The sequence below is a fragment of the Aquabacterium olei genome (genome assembly GCF_003100395.1).
GTDB classification, from domain to species: Bacteria; Pseudomonadota; Gammaproteobacteria; order Burkholderiales; family Burkholderiaceae_C; genus Aquabacterium; species Aquabacterium olei.
In genome coordinates, this window is the sequence record NZ_CP029210.1 from 285799 (window position 1) to 306521 (window position 20723).

Consider the following 20723-nt stretch of genomic DNA (forward strand, 5'->3'; position numbering starts at 1 on the left):
CCTGAATGCCCTTGCTTCTCCTGTGAGGCGTCAACAGTGAGCCGACGGCTGCGCAAAAGCAGCTCGACAGCAAGCTGGCAGCAAAATGTTGCTAAGACGCTTGACAAGAAAAGCAAAAGCGTGCGAGAATCTCGCTTCTGCGCTGCTGATGAAGCAGCCAAGTTCTTTAAAAATTAACAGCCGATAAGCGTGGGTGTTTGGATGAAAGAAGCCAAATGCTCACGGAAGACGAAATGAAATTCACTTGTAGTGAAGTTCACTTCAATTCCGAAAGAGTGAGTTTACAGAGATTGAACTGAAGAGTTTGATCCTGGCTCAGATTGAACGCTGGCGGCATGCCTTACACATGCAAGTCGAACGGTAACAGGCCGCAAGGTGCTGACGAGTGGCGAACGGGTGAGTAATGCATCGGAACGTGCCCAGTCGTGGGGGATAACTGCTCGAAAGAGCAGCTAATACCGCATACGACCTGAGGGTGAAAGCGGGGGACCGTAAGGCCTCGCGCGATTGGAGCGGCCGATGTCAGATTAGCTAGTTGGTGGGGTAAAGGCCTACCAAGGCAACGATCTGTAGTTGGTCTGAGAGGACGACCAGCCACACTGGGACTGAGACACGGCCCAGACTCCTACGGGAGGCAGCAGTGGGGAATTTTGGACAATGGGCGCAAGCCTGATCCAGCAATGCCGCGTGCAGGAAGAAGGCCTTCGGGTTGTAAACTGCTTTTGTCAGGGAAGAAATCTTCTGGGCTAATACCCCGGGAGGATGACGGTACCTGAAGAATAAGCACCGGCTAACTACGTGCCAGCAGCCGCGGTAATACGTAGGGTGCGAGCGTTAATCGGAATTACTGGGCGTAAAGCGTGCGCAGGCGGTTATGTAAGACAGATGTGAAATCCCCGGGCTCAACCTGGGAACTGCATTTGTGACTGCATGACTGGAGTGCGGCAGAGGGGGATGGAATTCCGCGTGTAGCAGTGAAATGCGTAGATATGCGGAGGAACACCGATGGCGAAGGCAATCCCCTGGGCCCTGCACTGACGCTCATGCACGAAAGCGTGGGGAGCAAACAGGATTAGATACCCTGGTAGTCCACGCCCTAAACGATGTCAACTGGTTGTTGGACGGCTTGCTGTTCAGTAACGAAGCTAACGCGTGAAGTTGACCGCCTGGGGAGTACGGCCGCAAGGTTGAAACTCAAAGGAATTGACGGGGACCCGCACAAGCGGTGGATGATGTGGTTTAATTCGATGCAACGCGAAAAACCTTACCTACCCTTGACATGCCAGGAACTTGCCAGAGATGGCTTGGTGCTCGAAAGAGAACCTGGACACAGGTGCTGCATGGCCGTCGTCAGCTCGTGTCGTGAGATGTTGGGTTAAGTCCCGCAACGAGCGCAACCCTTGTCATTAGTTGCTACGAAAGGGCACTCTAATGAGACTGCCGGTGACAAACCGGAGGAAGGTGGGGATGACGTCAGGTCCTCATGGCCCTTATGGGTAGGGCTACACACGTCATACAATGGCCGGTACAGAGGGCTGCCAACCCGCGAGGGGGAGCCAATCCCAGAAAACCGGTCGTAGTCCGGATCGTAGTCTGCAACTCGACTGCGTGAAGTCGGAATCGCTAGTAATCGCGGATCAGCTTGCCGCGGTGAATACGTTCCCGGGTCTTGTACACACCGCCCGTCACACCATGGGAGCGGGTTCTGCCAGAAGTAGTTAGCCTAACCGCAAGGAGGGCGATTACCACGGCAGGGTTCGTGACTGGGGTGAAGTCGTAACAAGGTAGCCGTATCGGAAGGTGCGGCTGGATCACCTCCTTTCTGGAAAATACTGAAGTCGTCTCGATGTCTACGGATGTCGTGTTCGATGGACGTCATATACAGTGCTGATTGAATTCAAGCACCCACACTTATCGGCTGTTGATTAGAGCGAAGAGTGAAGGCAGTTGGGTCTGTAGCTCAGTCGGTTAGAGCACCGTCTTGATAAGGCGGGGGTCGTTGGTTCGAATCCAACCAGACCCACCAACCTCGTCAAGAAAATGGGGGATTAGCTCAGCTGGGAGAGCACCTGCTTTGCAAGCAGGGGGTCGTCGGTTCGATCCCGTCATCCTCCACCATCATCTCTAGCCTGGTTCACAAACCTGAATGCCTGTCAGCCTGGCGCTGCGCAGGCCCTTGAGGTTTGTGGCTCAAGCCACTTCGTTCTTTAACAATTCGTAGAGTCGAAATCAGCGTTGCTGGTGGAAAGTCTGGTCGTTCTTCGTAAAGGGGCGCCAGGCACCGTGCCACCAGCGACAAATTGATTGCGTCACCAGACTTCAATGAAATATTTGAAGATCGGCATAACGCGAAGCCGTGTGTTTTAAACCTGCACACGGCGCTCACAACAGTCCTTGACGACGCTCGAAGCATGGGGCGTCAAAGTTATAGGGTCAAGTGACTAAGTGCATGTGGTGGATGCCTTGGCGATTACAGGCGATGAAGGACGTGATAGCCTGCGAAAAGCTTCGGGGAGCTGGCAAATTAGCTTTGATCCGGAGATATCCGAATGGGGAAACCCACCCGCAAGGGTATCGCATACTGAATACATAGGTATGCGAGGCGAACCGAGTGAACTGAAACATCTAAGTAGCTCGAGGAAAAGACATCAACCGAGATTCCGAAAGTAGTGGCGAGCGAAATCGGAACAGCCTAGTGCTCTTTAGCAGTCGACTTATCAGAACGGAATGGAAAGTCCGGCCATAGTGGGTGATAGCCCCGTATGAGAAAAGTCTTCTGTGGAACTGAGTGCACGATAAGTAGGGCGGGACACGTGAAATCCTGTCTGAAGATGGGGGGACCATCCTCCAAGGCTAAATACTCGTAATCGACCGATAGTGAACAAGTACCGTGAGGGAAAGGCGAAAAGAACCCCGGGAGGGGAGTGAAATAGATCCTGAAACCGCATGCATACAAAAAGTCGGAGCCTGGAAACGGGTGACGGCGTACCTTTTGTATAATGGGTCAGCGACTTACATTCAGTGGCAAGGTTAACCGAATAGGGAAGCCGAAGAGAAATCGAGTCCGAATAGGGCGTCTAGTCGCTGGGTGTAGACCCGAAACCAAGTGATCTATCCATGGCCAGGATGAAGGTGCGGTAACACGCACTGGAGGTCCGAACCGACTAGTGTTGCAAAACTAGCGGATGAGCTGTGGATAGGGGTGAAAGGCTAAACAAACTTGGAAATAGCTGGTTCTCTCCGAAAACTATTTAGGTAGTGCCTCAAGTATTACCATCGGGGGTAGAGCACTGTTATGGCTAGGGGGTCATGGCGACTTACCAAACCATTGCAAACTCCGAATACCGATGAGTACAGCTTGGGAGACAGTGCACCGGGTGCTAACGTCCGGACACAAGAGGGAAACAACCCAGACCGCCAGCTAAGGTCCCTAAAATTGGCTAAGTGGGAAACGAAGTGGGAAGGCTAAAACAGTCAGGATGTTGGCTTAGAAGCAGCCATCATTTAAAGAAAGCGTAATAGCTCACTGATCGAGTCGTCCTGCGCGGAAGATGTAACGGGGCTAAGCCAGTTACCGAAGCTGCGGATTCACAGTTTACTGTGAGTGGTAGGAGAGCGTTCCGTAAGCCTGCGAAGGTGTCTTGTAAAGGATGCTGGAGGTATCGGAAGTGCGAATGCTGACATGAGTAGCGTTAAAGGGGGTGAAAAGCCCCCTCGCCGTAAGCGCAAGGTTTCCTACGCAACGTTCATCGGCGTAGGGTGAGTCGGGCCCCTAAGGCGAGGCAGAGATGCGTAGCTGATGGGAAACAGGTCAATATTCCTGTACCGATCTATGGTGCGATGTGGGGACGGAGAAGGTTAGCTCAGCCAACTGTTGGAATAGTTGGTTCAAGCCTGTAGTCATGCCTGGTAGGCAAATCCGCCGGGCTAAGATGAGGGGTGATAACGAGTCTGCTTGCAGACGAAGTGAGTGATACCCTGCTTCCAGGAAAAGCCACTAAGCTTCAGCCATAGACGACCGTACCGCAAACCGACACTGGTGCGCGAGATGAGTATTCTCAGGCGCTTGAGAGAACTCTGGAGAAGGAACTCGGCAAATTGACACCGTAACTTCGGAAGAAGGTGTGCCTTTAGTAGGTGAAGCCCTTTACGGGTGGAGCCCAATGAGGTCGCAGAGAATCGGTGGCTGCAACTGTTTAATAAAAACACAGCACTCTGCAAAGACGAAAGTCGACGTATAGGGTGTGACGCCTGCCCGGTGCTGGAAGATTAATTGATGGGGTGCAAGCTCTTGATCGAAGTCCCAGTAAACGGCGGCCGTAACTATAACGGTCCTAAGGTAGCGAAATTCCTTGTCGGGTAAGTTCCGACCTGCACGAATGGCGTAATGATGGCCACACTGTCTCCTCCAGAGACTCAGCGAAGTTGAAATGTTTGTGATGATGCAATCTCCCCGCGGAAAGACGGAAAGACCCCATGAACCTTTACTGTAGCTTTACATTGGACTTTGAACAGATCTGTGTAGGATAGGTGGGAGGCTTTGAAGCCAGGACGCTAGTTCTGGTGGAGCCGACGTTGAAATACCACCCTGGTGTGTTTGAGGTTCTAACCTTGGCCCGTTATCCGGGTTGGGGACAGTGTATGGTGGGCAGTTTGACTGGGGCGGTCTCCTCCCAAAGTGTAACGGAGGAGTTCGAAGGTACGCTAGGCACGGTCGGAAATCGTGCTGATAGTGCATAGGCATAAGCGTGCTTGACTGCGAGACTGACAAGTCGAGCAGGTACGAAAGTAGGACTAAGTGATCCGGTGGTTCTGTATGGAAGGGCCATCGCTCAACGGATAAAAGGTACTCTGGGGATAACAGGCTGATACCGCCCAAGAGTTCATATCGACGGCGGTGTTTGGCACCTCGATGTCGGCTCATCTCATCCTGGGGCTGTAGCCGGTCCCAAGGGTATGGCTGTTCGCCATTTAAAGAGGTACGTGAGCTGGGTTTAAAACGTCGTGAGACAGTTTGGTCCCTATCTTCCGTGGGCGCTGCAAGATTGAGAGAGCCTGCTCCTAGTACGAGAGGACCGGAGTGGACACACCTCTGGTGTATCGGTTGTCACGCCAGTGGCATTGCCGAGTAGCTAAGTGTGGAAGAGATAACCGCTGAAAGCATCTAAGCGGGAAACTCGTCTCAAGATGAGTCTTGCCGGGGGCCTTGAGCCCCCTGAAGGGTCGTTGTAGACCACGACGTTGATAGGCTGGGTGTGGAAGCGCAGTAATGCGTTAAGCTAACCAGTACTAATTGCCCGTGCGGCTTGACCCTATAACTTTGATGACTCCAGCAACACGCTGTCGAAGTCGTCCCTGTTGTGAACACACGTTATGCGATGGATCTTCCCGATCCTCTGGCACAACGCAATCAATTTGAAGCTGATTCAAAAAGACTCTACGAATTGACTGACCAGGGCCCACAGCCTCGTGTCAGTGACCGGTTTAAGCCTGATGACCATAGCGAGTTGGTCCCACTCCTTCCCATCCCGAACAGGACAGTGAAACGACTCAGCGCCGATGATAGTGCGGATTCCCGTGTGAAAGTAGGACATCGTCAGGCTACTTACAGTGAAGAAAAGCCCCTGCTTAGGCAGGGGCTTTTGCTTCTCAAGTGAGAGCGCCAGGGGCCCGAGCAGGGTGGCCTGAATGCCCTTGCTTCTCCTGTGAGGCGTCAACAGTGAGCCGACGGCTGCGCAAAAGCAGCTCGACAGCAAGCTGGCAGCAAAATGTTGCTAAGACGCTTGACAAGAAAAGCAAAAGCGTGCGAGAATCTCGCTTCTGCGCTGCTGATGAAGCAGCCAAGTTCTTTAAAAATTAACAGCCGATAAGCGTGGGTGTTTGGATGAAAGAAGCCAAATGCTCACGGAAGACGAAATGAAATTCACTTGTAGTGAAGTTCACTTCAATTCCGAAAGAGTGAGTTTACAGAGATTGAACTGAAGAGTTTGATCCTGGCTCAGATTGAACGCTGGCGGCATGCCTTACACATGCAAGTCGAACGGTAACAGGCCGCAAGGTGCTGACGAGTGGCGAACGGGTGAGTAATGCATCGGAACGTGCCCAGTCGTGGGGGATAACTGCTCGAAAGAGCAGCTAATACCGCATACGACCTGAGGGTGAAAGCGGGGGACCGTAAGGCCTCGCGCGATTGGAGCGGCCGATGTCAGATTAGCTAGTTGGTGGGGTAAAGGCCTACCAAGGCAACGATCTGTAGTTGGTCTGAGAGGACGACCAGCCACACTGGGACTGAGACACGGCCCAGACTCCTACGGGAGGCAGCAGTGGGGAATTTTGGACAATGGGCGCAAGCCTGATCCAGCAATGCCGCGTGCAGGAAGAAGGCCTTCGGGTTGTAAACTGCTTTTGTCAGGGAAGAAATCTTCTGGGCTAATACCCCGGGAGGATGACGGTACCTGAAGAATAAGCACCGGCTAACTACGTGCCAGCAGCCGCGGTAATACGTAGGGTGCGAGCGTTAATCGGAATTACTGGGCGTAAAGCGTGCGCAGGCGGTTATGTAAGACAGATGTGAAATCCCCGGGCTCAACCTGGGAACTGCATTTGTGACTGCATGACTGGAGTGCGGCAGAGGGGGATGGAATTCCGCGTGTAGCAGTGAAATGCGTAGATATGCGGAGGAACACCGATGGCGAAGGCAATCCCCTGGGCCTGCACTGACGCTCATGCACGAAAGCGTGGGGAGCAAACAGGATTAGATACCCTGGTAGTCCACGCCCTAAACGATGTCAACTGGTTGTTGGACGGCTTGCTGTTCAGTAACGAAGCTAACGCGTGAAGTTGACCGCCTGGGGAGTACGGCCGCAAGGTTGAAACTCAAAGGAATTGACGGGGACCCGCACAAGCGGTGGATGATGTGGTTTAATTCGATGCAACGCGAAAAACCTTACCTACCCTTGACATGCCAGGAACTTGCCAGAGATGGCTTGGTGCTCGAAAGAGAACCTGGACACAGGTGCTGCATGGCCGTCGTCAGCTCGTGTCGTGAGATGTTGGGTTAAGTCCCGCAACGAGCGCAACCCTTGTCATTAGTTGCTACGAAAGGGCACTCTAATGAGACTGCCGGTGACAAACCGGAGGAAGGTGGGGATGACGTCAGGTCCTCATGGCCCTTATGGGTAGGGCTACACACGTCATACAATGGCCGGTACAGAGGGCTGCCAACCCGCGAGGGGGAGCCAATCCCAGAAAACCGGTCGTAGTCCGGATCGTAGTCTGCAACTCGACTGCGTGAAGTCGGAATCGCTAGTAATCGCGGATCAGCTTGCCGCGGTGAATACGTTCCCGGGTCTTGTACACACCGCCCGTCACACCATGGGAGCGGGTTCTGCCAGAAGTAGTTAGCCTAACCGCAAGGAGGGCGATTACCACGGCAGGGTTCGTGACTGGGGTGAAGTCGTAACAAGGTAGCCGTATCGGAAGGTGCGGCTGGATCACCTCCTTTCTGGAAAATACTGAAGTCGTCTCGATGTCTACGGATGTCGTGTTCGATGGACGTCATATACAGTGCTGATTGAATTCAAGCACCCACACTTATCGGCTGTTGATTAGAGCGAAGAGTGAAGGCAGTTGGGTCTGTAGCTCAGTCGGTTAGAGCACCGTCTTGATAAGGCGGGGGTCGTTGGTTCGAATCCAACCAGACCCACCAACCTCGTCAAGAAAATGGGGGATTAGCTCAGCTGGGAGAGCACCTGCTTTGCAAGCAGGGGGTCGTCGGTTCGATCCCGTCATCCTCCACCATCATCTCTAGCCTGGTTCACAAACCTGAATGCCTGTCAGCCTGGCGCTGCGCAGGCCTTGAGGTTTGTGGCTCAAGCCACTTCGTTCTTTAACAATTCGTAGAGTCGAAATCAGCGTTGCTGGTGGAAAGTCTGGTCGTTCTTCGTAAAGGGGCGCCAGGCACCGTGCCACCAGCGACAAATTGATTGCGTCACCAGACTTCAATGAAATATTTGAAGATCGGCATAACGCGAAGCCGTGTGTTTTAAACCTGCACACGGCGCTCACAACAGTCCTTGACGACGCTCGAAGCATGGGGCGTCAAAGTTATAGGGTCAAGTGACTAAGTGCATGTGGTGGATGCCTTGGCGATTACAGGCGATGAAGGACGTGATAGCCTGCGAAAAGCTTCGGGGAGCTGGCAAATTAGCTTTGATCCGGAGATATCCGAATGGGGAAACCCACCCGCAAGGGTATCGCATACTGAATACATAGGTATGCGAGGCGAACCGAGTGAACTGAAACATCTAAGTAGCTCGAGGAAAAGACATCAACCGAGATTCCGAAAGTAGTGGCGAGCGAAATCGGAACAGCCTAGTGCTCTTTAGCAGTCGACTTATCAGAACGGAATGGAAAGTCCGGCCATAGTGGGTGATAGCCCCGTATGAGAAAAGTCTTCTGTGGAACTGAGTGCACGATAAGTAGGGCGGGACACGTGAAATCCTGTCTGAAGATGGGGGGACCATCCTCCAAGGCTAAATACTCGTAATCGACCGATAGTGAACAAGTACCGTGAGGGAAAGGCGAAAAGAACCCCGGGAGGGGAGTGAAATAGATCCTGAAACCGCATGCATACAAAAAGTCGGAGCCTGGAAACGGGTGACGGCGTACCTTTTGTATAATGGGTCAGCGACTTACATTCAGTGGCAAGGTTAACCGAATAGGGAAGCCGAAGAGAAATCGAGTCCGAATAGGGCGTCTAGTCGCTGGGTGTAGACCCGAAACCAAGTGATCTATCCATGGCCAGGATGAAGGTGCGGTAACACGCACTGGAGGTCCGAACCGACTAGTGTTGCAAAACTAGCGGATGAGCTGTGGATAGGGGTGAAAGGCTAAACAAACTTGGAAATAGCTGGTTCTCTCCGAAAACTATTTAGGTAGTGCCTCAAGTATTACCATCGGGGGTAGAGCACTGTTATGGCTAGGGGGTCATGGCGACTTACCAAACCATTGCAAACTCCGAATACCGATGAGTACAGCTTGGGAGACAGTGCACCGGGTGCTAACGTCCGGACACAAGAGGGAAACAACCCAGACCGCCAGCTAAGGTCCCTAAAATTGGCTAAGTGGGAAACGAAGTGGGAAGGCTAAAACAGTCAGGATGTTGGCTTAGAAGCAGCCATCATTTAAAGAAAGCGTAATAGCTCACTGATCGAGTCGTCCTGCGCGGAAGATGTAACGGGGCTAAGCCAGTTACCGAAGCTGCGGATTCACAGTTTACTGTGAGTGGTAGGAGAGCGTTCCGTAAGCCTGCGAAGGTGTCTTGTAAAGGATGCTGGAGGTATCGGAAGTGCGAATGCTGACATGAGTAGCGTTAAAGGGGGTGAAAAGCCCCCTCGCCGTAAGCGCAAGGTTTCCTACGCAACGTTCATCGGCGTAGGGTGAGTCGGGCCCCTAAGGCGAGGCAGAGATGCGTAGCTGATGGGAAACAGGTCAATATTCCTGTACCGATCTATGGTGCGATGTGGGGACGGAGAAGGTTAGCTCAGCCAACTGTTGGAATAGTTGGTTCAAGCCTGTAGTCATGCCTGGTAGGCAAATCCGCCGGGCTAAGATGAGGGGTGATAACGAGTCTGCTTGCAGACGAAGTGAGTGATACCCTGCTTCCAGGAAAAGCCACTAAGCTTCAGCCATAGACGACCGTACCGCAAACCGACACTGGTGCGCGAGATGAGTATTCTCAGGCGCTTGAGAGAACTCTGGAGAAGGAACTCGGCAAATTGACACCGTAACTTCGGAAGAAGGTGTGCCTTTAGTAGGTGAAGCCCTTTACGGGTGGAGCCCAATGAGGTCGCAGAGAATCGGTGGCTGCAACTGTTTAATAAAAACACAGCACTCTGCAAAGACGAAAGTCGACGTATAGGGTGTGACGCCTGCCCGGTGCTGGAAGATTAATTGATGGGGTGCAAGCTCTTGATCGAAGTCCCAGTAAACGGCGGCCGTAACTATAACGGTCCTAAGGTAGCGAAATTCCTTGTCGGGTAAGTTCCGACCTGCACGAATGGCGTAATGATGGCCACACTGTCTCCTCCAGAGACTCAGCGAAGTTGAAATGTTTGTGATGATGCAATCTCCCCGCGGAAAGACGGAAAGACCCCATGAACCTTTACTGTAGCTTTACATTGGACTTTGAACAGATCTGTGTAGGATAGGTGGGAGGCTTTGAAGCCAGGACGCTAGTTCTGGTGGAGCCGACGTTGAAATACCACCCTGGTGTGTTTGAGGTTCTAACCTTGGCCCGTTATCCGGGTTGGGGACAGTGTATGGTGGGCAGTTTGACTGGGGCGGTCTCCTCCCAAAGTGTAACGGAGGAGTTCGAAGGTACGCTAGGCACGGTCGGAAATCGTGCTGATAGTGCATAGGCATAAGCGTGCTTGACTGCGAGACTGACAAGTCGAGCAGGTACGAAAGTAGGACTAAGTGATCCGGTGGTTCTGTATGGAAGGGCCATCGCTCAACGGATAAAAGGTACTCTGGGGATAACAGGCTGATACCGCCCAAGAGTTCATATCGACGGCGGTGTTTGGCACCTCGATGTCGGCTCATCTCATCCTGGGGCTGTAGCCGGTCCCAAGGGTATGGCTGTTCGCCATTTAAAGAGGTACGTGAGCTGGGTTTAAAACGTCGTGAGACAGTTTGGTCCCTATCTTCCGTGGGCGCTGCAAGATTGAGAGAGCCTGCTCCTAGTACGAGAGGACCGGAGTGGACACACCTCTGGTGTATCGGTTGTCACGCCAGTGGCATTGCCGAGTAGCTAAGTGTGGAAGAGATAACCGCTGAAAGCATCTAAGCGGGAAACTCGTCTCAAGATGAGTCTTGCCGGGGCCTTGAGCCCCCTGAAGGGTCGTTGTAGACCACGACGTTGATAGGCTGGGTGTGGAAGCGCAGTAATGCGTTAAGCTAACCAGTACTAATTGCCCGTGCGGCTTGACCCTATAACTTTGATGACTCCAGCAACACGCTGTCGAAGTCGTCCCTGTTGTGAACACACGTTATGCGATGGATCTTCCCGATCCTCTGGCACAACGCAATCAATTTGAAGCTGATTCAAAAAGACTCTACGAATTGACTGACCAGGCCCACAGCCTCGTGTCAGTGACCGGTTTAAGCCTGATGACCATAGCGAGTTGGTCCCACTCCTTCCCATCCCGAACAGGACAGTGAAACGACTCAGCGCCGATGATAGTGCGGATTCCCGTGTGAAAGTAGGACATCGTCAGGCTACTTACAGTGAAGAAAAGCCCCCGACCAGATTGGTCGGGGGCTTTTTTGTTTTCCGAAGCGGCATTGATGACCCCCGGGGTTCGGACGGTTGCCGATGTGTCGGCAGGCGCGTTGAGATATAGTGATTCAATGTTCGATGTCCTGGTTTACGTCTACGAGCACTACTGGCGACCGGACGCTTGTCCGGAGGCCGGCCTGCTGGCGCGCAAGCTTTCGGCGGTGGGATTCGAAGAAGAAGAGATTGCCGATGCGCTGACGTGGCTCGATGGCCTGCGTTCGGTCAGTACTGCGCCCATGGTGGCCCCGGCCGACGGAAGTGCCCGCGTGCTGGCCTCAGCAGAGCGCGAACGCTTCGGCCCGGAGGCGCTGGGCTTCCTGCACTTTCTGGAGTCAGCCGGCGTGTTGACGGGGGCGATGCGGGAGCTCGTGCTCGACCGTGCGATGGCGGTGCCGCGTGCGCCGCTGACCCTGGACGACTTCAAGGTGCTGGTGTTGTTGGCCTTCTGGTCTCGCGGGGAAGAGCCCGACTCTCTGGTGCTGGACGAACTTTTTGTCGACGACGCCGACCGCGTGGTCCATTGATCGGGCGATTCAAGTTTGCGGCTGGCGGGTCGACATTCTGTCAGTGCTTTCGCGATTCGAAAGCGAGCAGAGAAGGTGTCGAGATGAACGAGCGGGCCGCATGGCATGAGGGCGAAGAGGCCGGACAGCGCCGGTGGGGGCACCCGCGGCGGGCCGTGCGGGGCGTTGCGCGACCCATGAGGCAGGGCGGCCTGGTCATTGCGGTGTGCATGTTGCTGAGCGGATGCGACCAACTGGGCATCGAGACGCCGCAGAAGGCCGCAGAGGCCAAGGCGGCGGAGGCCAAGGCGATCGGCAGCGCATGTCGACATGCGCTGCGTGCCATCGAGGACTGCTACACGCTGAACCCGCAGGCCGACAAGGCCGCTGTCTTCGGCGGCTGGCGCGAGATGGACGAGTACATGCGCGAGAACAAGCTGGATGGGATCGCGCCAGTGGTACCTCGGCCGCCTGCGGAGGCGGCTTCCAAGGGGAAGGGTGCAGCCTCACGGCCGAAGGCTGACGCGGACGAGGACGAAGAGGTGGTCGAGGAGGAGCCGGCGGAGCCGGTCAAGGGCCGCAAGGGCAAGTCGGCCACTTGAACGCTGCCCGTCCGGGCGAGGGCTGGCCATGAGGGTGTGCTGCGGCGCCGGGCGCCATGCGGGTTCAGCGGCGAGAATGGCGCATGTCGTTTGCAATCGATCCTCCGCGGCTGAGCTTGCTGGATGCACGCCTGTGGCGGCATCCTGAGCGAGAACAGGGCACGCGGGCCATGCTGCGTGCCTTGCCGGGTGTCGCGGCATGGGGCTTGGTCACCGGGATGGTGATGGCGCAGTCGGGCTTGCCGATGTGGGCGGCGGTTCTCATGTCGATGACGGTGTTCGCGGCCAGCGCACAACTGGCGGCGATCCCGTTGATGCTGGCGGGCGCACCGTTGTGGGTGGTGTGGCTGGCTGCGCTGTGCGTGAACCTGCGCTTCGTGATCTTCAGCGCCCAGTTGCGGCCCTTCGTGATGGCGTTGCCCTTGCGTTGGCGGCTGGTCTGCGGCTACCTGGTGGCCGACGTGTCCTACGTGATGCAGGTCGCGCGCTACCCGCACGGAACGGCGACCACGGCCAGCGCGTTGGGGCCACTGGCCCACATGGTGGGCCTGGCGGCGCCGAACTGGCTGGGTTGGAATGGTGCGGCCCTGCTCGGTATTGTGTTTGCGGGGCAACTGCCGACCTCGTGGGGGCTGGCGTTTGCCGGGACGCTGACGCTGGCGGGCTTGTTGGCTTCGCTGGTTCGGGATGGACGAGCGGCTGTGGCCGCGACGCTGGCAGGCGCGACGGCGGTGGCATGCTGGGGATGGCCCTTCAAGCTCAACATGGTGGTGGCCGTCGCGGTGGGGATCGCCGCGGGGCTGCTGCTGGACGCGCTGCCGGGTCGCGGGCGGGCCGACGCATGAGCGAGGCCTACATCGCGCTGGCGGTGCTGGGCCTCGTGGTGATCACGGTGCTGACGCGCTCCTTCTTCTTCCTGACGCGGGAACCGCTGCCGCTTCCTGCCTGGGCCGAGCGGGGGTTGCGACATGCGCCGATGGCGGCGCTGGCCGCGGTGGTGCTGCCCGGGGTCTTGCTGGATCAGGGGCAATGGCCGGATGGCCCTTGGGATCCGCGCTGGGTGGCGACGCCTGTGGCCATGACGTACGCATGGTGGCGGCGCGACATGCTGGGCACGCTGCTGGTCGGCATGGCGGTGTACGGAATGTTGCGCTGGTGGGGCGCCTGACGCCGTGGACTGCCCCCATCTGCGTGGGGCGGTGAGGAGCGAGCCCGGCCGACCTTTCTACAATGGCAGGTTGAACCGTTTCCTTCCTCCAACTTCAACGCCTCAACGGCAGCCAACATGACCATCCTCCGATTCGAAGACCTCGTGGCCCAGGGCAAGGCCGCTGGTCAGCGCGTGTTCATCCGTGCCGACCTGAACGTGCCGCAAGACGACGCGGGCAACATCACCGAAGACACCCGCATCCGCGCCTCGGTACCGGCGATTGAACTGGCCCTGAAGGCGGGTGCCGCGGTGATGGTGACGTCTCACCTGGGCCGCCCGACCGAGGGCGAGTTCAAGCCCGAAGATTCGCTGGCCCCGGTGGCCCAGCGCCTGGGCGAACTGCTGGGTCGCGAGGTGAAGCTGGTGAGCAACTGGGTGGACGGCGTGTCGGTGCAGCCGGGCGAAGTGGTGTTGCTCGAGAACTGCCGCCTGAACAAGGGCGAGAAGAAGAACAACGAAGAGCTGGCTCGCAAGATGGCCGCGCTGTGTGACATCTTCGTGCACGACGCGTTCGGTACCGCCCACCGCGCCGAAGGCACGACCTACGGCATCGCGCAGTTTGCGAAGGTGGCCTGTGCGGGCCCGCTGTTGGCTGCCGAGATCGACGCGATCGGCAAGGCGCTGGAGGCGCCGAAGCGCCCGCTGGTGGCCATCGTGGCCGGCTCGAAGGTGTCGACCAAGCTGACCATTCTGGAGTCGCTGTCGAAGAACGTGGACGGCCTGATCGTGGGTGGCGGCATCGCCAACACCTTCATGCTGGCCGCCGGCCTGAAGATCGGCAAGTCGCTGGCGGAGCCGGACCTGGTGTCGGCGGCCAAGGCCGTAATCGAGTCGATGAAGGTGCGTGGCGCCGAGGTGCCGATTCCGGAGGACGTGGTGGTGGCCAAGACGTTTGCGGCCGACGCGCCTGCGACGGTGAAGGCGGCCGCGGACGTGGCGGACGACGACCTGATCCTGGACATCGGCCCGAAGACGGCGGCCAGGCTGGCTGACCAGCTGAAGGCCGCCGGCACGATCGTGTGGAACGGCCCGGTGGGCGTGTTCGAGTTCGAGGCCTTCGCGAAGGGCACGGAAGCGATCGCGCGCGCGATTGCCGAATCGCCCGCGTTCAGCATCGCCGGTGGCGGTGACACGCTGGCGGCGATCGCGAAGTACGGCATCGAAAAGGACGTGGGCTACATCTCGACGGGGGGCGGTGCGTTCCTGGAAGTGCTGGAAGGCAAGACGCTGCCTGCTTTCGAAATTCTGACGAAGCGCGCGGCAGGTTGAGCCGCTGGCGCACCGGTGTCGCCCGACGGGGCGGACCGGTGACGCCTTCGCAGACGAAAAAGGCCTCTCGGTGAGAGGCCTTTTTGCTGGGCGTGTGCGCGTTCAGCGACCGGCGGCGTGGAGGGCCTCACCGGCCAGGACCGGATCCCCGGTGCGGTTGAAGGTGTCGAGCCACAGACCGTAGCTGCGCATCTGGCCGTTCTGCCAGGGATGGAAGCCCGGGCGGAAGTAGCCCAGGTAGTGGCGCGCGAGGCCCATGTAGAGCCCGCCCGGACCGTACAGCCAGGCAAGGCCCTTGCCCCAGAGCTTGAGTCGCTGCCAGCGAGTGAAGCCGTCGACCTTGAGCATGTAGCGGGTGTTGAGCAGCACGTGCAGGTTGAAGCTGAGTGTGACGACGAGCATGGCCCAGACGCGGCGCAGGTAGCCCACGCCCGCGACCTTCTGCATGACGTCGAAGGCGACGGCCTTGTGTTCGATCTCTTCCATGGCGTGCCAGGCGTACAGCGCCCGCACGCGCGGGTCTGCCTGGTTCAGGATGCTTTTGCGCTCGAAGAAGCCGTGGGCCATGATGGCCGTGAGGTGTTCGGCGGCCGCGGTTTCGGCCAGCGTCTGGCGTGCGGGCAGGTGGCGGCGCACCAGCTTGAACAGGATGTGGTGCGTGATGGCTTCGAGGCGGTCGACGTCGATGCCCTGGGCCTTGAGGCGGCGGTTGTACTGGTCGTGAACGAGGCCGTGCTGGGCTTCCTGCCGGATGAAGTCCTTGATGTCGGCCTGCAGTTGCGGGTCCTGTACCTGGTCGCGGAAGTCACGCACGCAGGCGATGAAGAAGCGTTCGCCCTCCGGAAAGATGACGGACATGGCGTCGAAGAGCCGGGTCTTGAACGGGTCGCCGGCGAACCAGTAGGTGGGGATGTCGCCGTCGAGGCCGAAGTCGAGCTGGCTTCGCGGCGTGATGGTGTGCGGTGTGGTCATGGTGAGGGCTCCATGAATGGGGGGCTGGCCGCCCGGCTCACGGGGTGGCCCAGACGCCGGGGCCGTGCAGGCGGTTGCCGGCTTCGACCGGGTCGCCGGTCTCCTTCAACAGGCGCAACCACGGGTCGTAGCTGGCGACGACGGGGTCTTGCCAGGGGTGGAAGCCGGGCTTGAGGTAACGGAAGTACTGGCCGAGGATGGGGGGGAAGAGGCCGCCGGGGCCGTAGAGCCACCACAGGCCCCTGGCCCAGATCTTTGTGCGCTGCCAGCGGCTGAAGCCGTCGACCTGAAGCATGTGGCGCATGATCCGGAAGACGTGATAGGGGAAGAGCATCGTGACCAGCAGCATGGAGCCGACGCGGTTGAGGTAGCTGGAGCGGGCGACGTCCTGCAGCACGTCGAAGGCCACGGCCTTGTGCTCCATTTCTTCCATGGCGTGCCAGACGTAGAGGGCGCGCAGGCGCGGATCGGCGCCTTCGAAGATCTCGGGGCGTTCGACGAAGCAGTCGGCCATGATGGCGGTGATGTGCTCGGCGGCCGCCGTGATGCCCAGCGTGAACTCGCGCGAGCAGTGGCCGCGGATGATCTGGAAGAGTCGCTTCTCCTGGCCGGCGAGGATCTGGTCGACGTGGACGCCCTGCGCCTGCAGGCGGTCGTTGTAGCGGGTGTGCAGCATGCTGTGCTGCGCTTCCTGGCGCGTGAAGTCCTTGATGTCCTGCAGCACGCGGGGATCCGTGATGCGGTCCTTGAAGTCGCGCACGCAGGTGATGAAGAAGCGCTCGCCGACCGGGAACAGCGTGGACATGGCGTCGAAGAAGCGGGTCTTGAACGGGTCGCCAGCCATCCAGTGGCGGGGGATGTCGCCATCGAGGCCGAAGTCGAGCTTCTCGCGCGGGACGATGGGCGGCGGGGCGAGGTCGGGGCGGGGCATCGGGGTCTCCATCGAACAGCGGGCCCGCCCGGAGTGGGAGGACCTTGTCTGCACTGTAGGAAAACGCCGGGGATCGCGCGATGAAACGCGGCGACAGAAAGACGGTTATTGCGACAAGCGGGGCTCGGGGAAACCCGTGCGCTCAGAGGTCGGGTGGGGGCGGGGGCGTGTCGCGGAAGCGGCTGGGGGGCACACCGGCCCAGCGGATGAAGGCCTGCGTGAAGCTGCGGCGGTCGGTGAAGCCCAGCCGGGCGGACACGGACTCGATGCGCGCGCCCGGCGCCGCCAGCCACTGGCGCGCGAGATGGAATCGCACGCGGTCGAGGATGGCGGAGTGCGAGTCGCCGGCCTCGCGCAGCCGACGCTGCAGCGTGCGCGCATGCAGGCCGAGCGCGGTCGCAAGTGCAGGCAGCCCCTGACCGAGCAGCTCGGGCTGGCTGAGCATGGCCTGCTCGATCTGGCACACGAGCGGGTGGGCCTCGTGGTCGCGGTTGGCCAGGCTGAGCGGCGGCGGCCCACGGCGCGCGATTTCTTCGGTGATGCGCCGCGCGGCCAGTTCGTGCAGCGCGGGCAGGGCGCCGATCAGGGGGCGATCCAGCAGGGCACGGTCGAACCACAGCGCGTCGATGTCGGCATCGGGTTCAAGCTCGACCCGCAGGTGCTCGGCCAGCAGGCGGCTTTGTGCGTGCGCGGCATGGCGCTGGGTCAGGCGGCCCGCCAGAGGCAGGTCGCCCAGCAGGGTGCGACTGAACTTCACGAGGGTGGTGAAGGCGGCTTCGATGAAGGGCCAGGCTTCGTCGACGGGCGTGCCGCCGCCGAGGTGCAGCGTGATGCGGGCCTGGTCCCCGAACTCCTGCAGCTCGAATGTCATGAGCGGGTTCACCAGCGGCGGGATCCAGTCCAGGGCCCGCGCCGCGTCGCGCAGCGTGGCGCTGGTGGAGATGAAGGTCTCGACGTCGGCCAGGTACTCGAAGGCAAAGGTGTCGCCCAGCACGATGGGGAAGTGGTGCGGGCATCCGAGCCGCTGTGCCTCGAACAGGCAGCGGTGCATGATGCGGCCGACCACCGCAGGCCGGATGAGCGCGGTGGTGGGGTGCAGGCCCGCCAGGTCGACGCCTTCAGCGAGGAACAGGGCTTCGATGTCGATGCCGCAGCGCCGCGCTGCACGGATCCAGTTCGTCACCGTGACAAACGGCAGCGGGGTATCCGGATGGGCGGCGGCGGGCATGGGTCAGCAAGCGGGCGCGGGCGCGGGCGCCGATGCCTCAGCCAGGAAGGCCTCGAGCCAGCGCAGCACCTCGGCGGTGGTGCGCTCGGGGTGCTCGAAGGGGTAGAGGTGCGAGCCGTCGATCCACGAGATGCGGTCGCCGAAGACCTGCCGGGTGCCGCTCAGGCCCACGCTGCGCAATTCGCGCGAGCGCGTGCCGGCGATGAAGGCCAGCGGACAGCGGTGGGGGTGACGCCGGAACTCCTGCAGGAGCCGATGCGGCATCGTGTCGTAGATGGCGGTCTCGATCTCGCGGCTGAAACGCAGGCGACGGCCGGTGCCATCGGGGTGCGCTTCGGTTCCGGTGCACACGTAGTCGTGCAGGACGCTGGGGTGGAAGGCCGCGAACTTGGCCTTGCCGCGGAAATGTTGATGGGCATGCTGTTCGCTCGCCCATTCGTGCGTGCGTTGGGCAGAGATGCGCGACGGCATGACGCGGTGCATGGCGCCGGCCCGTTTGGCGAGCCCGATGGCTGCGGCCTTCCAGCCTGACAGCAGGGGCGAGTCCATGACCACGACACCCTGGGCGAGCGTGGGATGGCGGCGCGCCAGCATCATGCCGAGAAAGCCGCCGAGCGAGTGGCCGACCAGGAAGACGGGGTGGCCGACCTCGTGGGCGATGAAGTCGTGCAGTTGCTCGACGAGATGCGGCCAGTCCGGCGTGACCGGGTAGCGCGGGTCGTGGCCGAACCGGTCCACGGCGTGCACCTGGAAGCTTGCGGCGCGCCAACCGTCGAGCAAGGTGCGGTAGGTGCTGGCAGGAAAACTGTTGGCGTGCGCGAAAACGAGGGTGCGGTACACGTTGGTTTCGATGACCGGAAGGGTGCGGGAAGTGTAAGGTTGCTACAGGCGCATCATGGAATACTGGGGATTGCGGGTTTACCAGAGGCCCGCTGTCCGTCTTTCAAGGTGGTGCGTTAATAGAATATTAATAATGGTCCGGGCGGCGTCCGGACCATGTCGGCACCGAACCCCACTGGAGATCTGTTTCATGCCCCGTTCGACCAAGATCGTCGCCACCCTCGGCCCCGCCTCGTCCACGACCGAGGTGCTCGAGCGCATGCTGCGTGCCGGGGTGGACGTGGTGCGGCTCAACTTCTCGCACGGCAAGGCGCAGGACCACATCGAGCGGGCGCAGCTGGTGCGCGAGGTGGCGGCGCGCGTCGGCAAGGTCGTGGCCATCATGGCCGACCTGCAGGGCCCCAAGATCCGCGTGGGCAAGTTCGCCGAAGGCAAGGTGATGCTGGAGGTGGGCCAGCCCTTCGTGCTGGATGCCAGCCGCGCCACGCCGGGCGACATGGAGGGCGTGGGCCTGGATTACAAGGAGCTGCCGCGCGATGTGAAGCCGGGCGACACGCTGCTGCTCAACGACGGGCTGATCGTGCTGACGGTGGACGCCGTGCAGGGTGATGCCGTGCACACCATCGTGAAGGTGGGCGGCGAGCTGTCGAACAACAAGGGCATCAACAAGCAGGGCGGCGGCCTCACGGCGCCCGCGCTGACGGCCAAGGACATGGAGGACATCAAGACGGCGGCGAGCTTCCAGTGCGACTACATCGCCGTGTCCTTTCCGAAGAACGCGACCGACATGGAGATGGCCCGCCAGCTCGCCAATGTGGCCGGCGAACCCTGGCGCCATCGCCCGGCGCTGATCGCCAAGATCGAGCGCACCGAAGCCATCCCCAACCTGGACAGCATCCTGCGTGCCTCGGACGGCATCATGGTGGCGCGGGGTGACCTGGCCGTGGAGGTGGGCAACGCGGCCGTGCCTGCGTTGCAGAAGCGCATGATCAAGCTGGCGCGCGAGATGGACAAGGTCGTCATCACCGCCACGCAGATGATGGAGTCGATGATCGTGAACCCGGTGCCCACGCGCGCCGAGGTGTCCGACGTGGCCAACGCCGTGCTCGATGGCACCGACGCCGTGATGCTGAGCGCCGAGACTGCGGCCGGCAAGTACCCGGTGGAGACCATCGAGCAGATGGCCGCGATCGCGATGGCGGCCGAGCGCGCCGAGGAGGTGTCGCTCGACGCGGACTTCACCAACAAGACCTTCGGGCGCATCGACCAGTCCATTGCCATGGGCGCGTTGTTCACTGCCCACCACCTGGGCTGCAAGGCCATCATCGCGCTGACCGAATCCGGCTCGACCGCGCTGTGGATGAGCCGGCACAAGATCCATGTGCCGATCTTCGGGCTGACTGCGCAGCCGATCTCGCAGCGGAAGATGGCGCTGTACCGCAATGTCCGGCCCCTGCTGATGCCGACCTATGCCGACCGCGATGAGGCGCTGCGCCAGGCCGAGCTGCTGCTGGTGGAGCGCGGCATCCTCAAGCCCGGCGACACCTACGCCATCACCTGCGGTGAGCCCATGGGGCACCCGGGGGGCACCAACATGCTGAAGGTTTGTCAGGTGGGTTGACGCCCTTGGTGCCGCTGGATGCAGACCACGTGATACGTATTCGGCGCGATATTGTGAGGAGCGGATCGGCGGTGTAATTTTCCTTCACGGCATCCCCGGGGAAACAAGGGCGCCCTGCGTGGTCGTGGGGGTGCTGCCCCTGCGCACTCTCGCTAGAATCGACCCCAGTCACATGCGGGCCGCGGGCGCGCATTCAGGTTTCATTC

The 20723-nt window shown here is 59.5% G+C and carries 10 protein-coding genes, 4 tRNA genes and 6 rRNA genes; 16 read left to right on the forward strand and 4 right to left on the reverse strand.

Annotation, left to right across the window (positions count from 1 at the left end):
• Nucleotides 1-292 precede the first annotated feature (292 nt).
• The 15 genes from DEH84_RS01250 to DEH84_RS01320 all read left to right on the forward strand — a co-directional run bounded on the left by DEH84_RS01250 (nt 293) and on the right by DEH84_RS01320 (nt 14925).
• Nucleotides 293-1822: ribosomal RNA gene (locus DEH84_RS01250) — 16S ribosomal RNA — on the forward strand.
• 127 nt (nt 1823-1949) lie between these two features.
• Nucleotides 1950-2026, forward strand: a tRNA-Ile gene (locus DEH84_RS01255).
• Nucleotides 2027-2042: 16 nt separating this feature from the next.
• Nucleotides 2043-2118 (forward strand) — tRNA-Ala (locus DEH84_RS01260).
• A 313-nt stretch (nt 2119-2431) separates the two neighbouring features.
• A 23S ribosomal RNA gene (locus DEH84_RS01265) occupies nt 2432-5314 on the forward strand.
• Between the two features lie 175 nt (nt 5315-5489).
• Nucleotides 5490-5602: ribosomal RNA gene (rrf, locus tag DEH84_RS01270) — 5S ribosomal RNA — on the forward strand.
• Nucleotides 5603-5975: 373 nt separating this feature from the next.
• Nucleotides 5976-7504 (forward strand): 16S ribosomal RNA (locus tag DEH84_RS01275).
• Between the two features lie 127 nt (nt 7505-7631).
• Nucleotides 7632-7708: transfer RNA gene (locus DEH84_RS01280), tRNA-Ile, on the forward strand.
• A gap of 16 nt (nt 7709-7724) precedes the next feature.
• Nucleotides 7725-7800 (forward strand) — tRNA-Ala (locus DEH84_RS01285).
• A 312-nt stretch (nt 7801-8112) separates the two neighbouring features.
• A 23S ribosomal RNA gene (locus DEH84_RS01290) occupies nt 8113-10994 on the forward strand.
• A 174-nt stretch (nt 10995-11168) separates the two neighbouring features.
• Nucleotides 11169-11281 (forward strand): 5S ribosomal RNA (gene rrf, locus DEH84_RS01295).
• The 16S, 23S and 5S rRNA genes sit together here with 4 tRNA genes alongside, the layout of an rRNA operon.
• Nucleotides 11282-11412: 131 nt before the next feature.
• Nucleotides 11413-11865 (forward strand): Smg family protein, encoded by a 453-nt coding sequence (locus tag DEH84_RS01300; RefSeq protein WP_109034010.1) that lies wholly within the window; start codon nt 11413-11415, stop codon nt 11863-11865.
• Between the two features lie 209 nt (nt 11866-12074).
• Complete coding sequence (locus DEH84_RS19020) at nt 12075-12446, forward strand: hypothetical protein (RefSeq protein ID WP_245932648.1); 372 nt, start codon at nt 12075-12077, stop codon at nt 12444-12446.
• 83 nt (nt 12447-12529) lie between these two features.
• Complete coding sequence (locus tag DEH84_RS01310) at nt 12530-13291, forward strand: AzlC family ABC transporter permease (RefSeq protein ID WP_109034012.1); 762 nt, start codon at nt 12530-12532, stop codon at nt 13289-13291.
• Entirely contained in the window at nt 13288-13614 is a 327-nt protein-coding gene (locus DEH84_RS01315; protein ID WP_109034014.1) for an AzlD domain-containing protein, read from the forward strand. The genes DEH84_RS01310 and DEH84_RS01315 overlap by 4 nt, the downstream gene beginning before the upstream one ends.
• Nucleotides 13615-13731: 117 nt before the next feature.
• Nucleotides 13732-14925, forward strand: coding sequence for a phosphoglycerate kinase (locus tag DEH84_RS01320; RefSeq protein WP_109034016.1), 1194 nt, complete (start codon nt 13732-13734; stop codon nt 14923-14925).
• 102 nt (nt 14926-15027) lie between these two features.
• Here the strand turns inward: DEH84_RS01320 and DEH84_RS01325 are convergent, their stop codons facing one another.
• The 4 genes from DEH84_RS01325 to DEH84_RS01340 all read right to left on the reverse strand — a co-directional run bounded on the left by DEH84_RS01325 (nt 15028) and on the right by DEH84_RS01340 (nt 18896).
• On the reverse strand, nt 15028-15897 hold the full coding sequence (locus DEH84_RS01325; protein ID WP_109034018.1) for a metal-dependent hydrolase: 870 nt from the start codon (nt 15895-15897) through the stop codon (nt 15028-15030).
• Between the two features lie 37 nt (nt 15898-15934).
• Complete coding sequence (locus DEH84_RS01330; RefSeq protein WP_159098800.1) at nt 15935-16828, reverse strand: metal-dependent hydrolase; 894 nt, start codon at nt 16826-16828, stop codon at nt 15935-15937.
• 142 nt (nt 16829-16970) lie between these two features.
• Complete coding sequence (locus tag DEH84_RS01335) at nt 16971-18056, reverse strand: helix-turn-helix domain-containing protein (protein WP_109034022.1); 1086 nt, start codon at nt 18054-18056, stop codon at nt 16971-16973.
• 3 nt (nt 18057-18059) lie between these two features.
• On the reverse strand, nt 18060-18896 hold the full coding sequence (locus tag DEH84_RS01340) for an alpha/beta fold hydrolase (protein ID WP_109034024.1): 837 nt from the start codon (nt 18894-18896) through the stop codon (nt 18060-18062).
• Nucleotides 18897-19086: 190 nt separating this feature from the next.
• Between DEH84_RS01340 and pyk the strand changes: the two genes are divergently transcribed.
• Nucleotides 19087-20517, forward strand: coding sequence for a pyruvate kinase (pyk, locus tag DEH84_RS01345; protein ID WP_109034027.1), 1431 nt, complete (start codon nt 19087-19089; stop codon nt 20515-20517).
• Nucleotides 20518-20723: the final 206 nt, after the last annotated feature.

Bases quoted from the DNA above. Each gene is read 5' to 3' on its own strand.
- DEH84_RS01300 (WP_109034010.1), top strand. From the start codon at position 11,413: ATGTTCGATGTCCTGGTTTACGTCTACGAGCACTACTGGCGACCGGAC.
- DEH84_RS01315 (WP_109034014.1), top strand. From the start codon at position 13,288: ATGAGCGAGGCCTACATCGCGCTGGCGGTGCTGGGCCTCGTGGTGATC.
- pyk (WP_109034027.1), top strand. From the start codon at position 19,087: ATGCCCCGTTCGACCAAGATCGTCGCCACCCTCGGCCCCGCCTCGTCC.
- DEH84_RS19020 (WP_245932648.1), top strand. From the start codon at position 12,075: ATGTTGCTGAGCGGATGCGACCAACTGGGCATCGAGACGCCGCAGAAG.
- DEH84_RS01310 (WP_109034012.1), top strand. From the start codon at position 12,530: ATGTCGTTTGCAATCGATCCTCCGCGGCTGAGCTTGCTGGATGCACGC.
- DEH84_RS01335 (WP_109034022.1), bottom strand. From the start codon at position 18,056: ATGCCCGCCGCCGCCCATCCGGATACCCCGCTGCCGTTTGTCACGGTG.
- DEH84_RS01325 (WP_109034018.1), bottom strand. From the start codon at position 15,897: ATGACCACACCGCACACCATCACGCCGCGAAGCCAGCTCGACTTCGGC.
- DEH84_RS01330 (WP_159098800.1), bottom strand. From the start codon at position 16,828: ATGCCCCGCCCCGACCTCGCCCCGCCGCCCATCGTCCCGCGCGAGAAG.
- DEH84_RS01320 (WP_109034016.1), top strand. From the start codon at position 13,732: ATGACCATCCTCCGATTCGAAGACCTCGTGGCCCAGGGCAAGGCCGCT.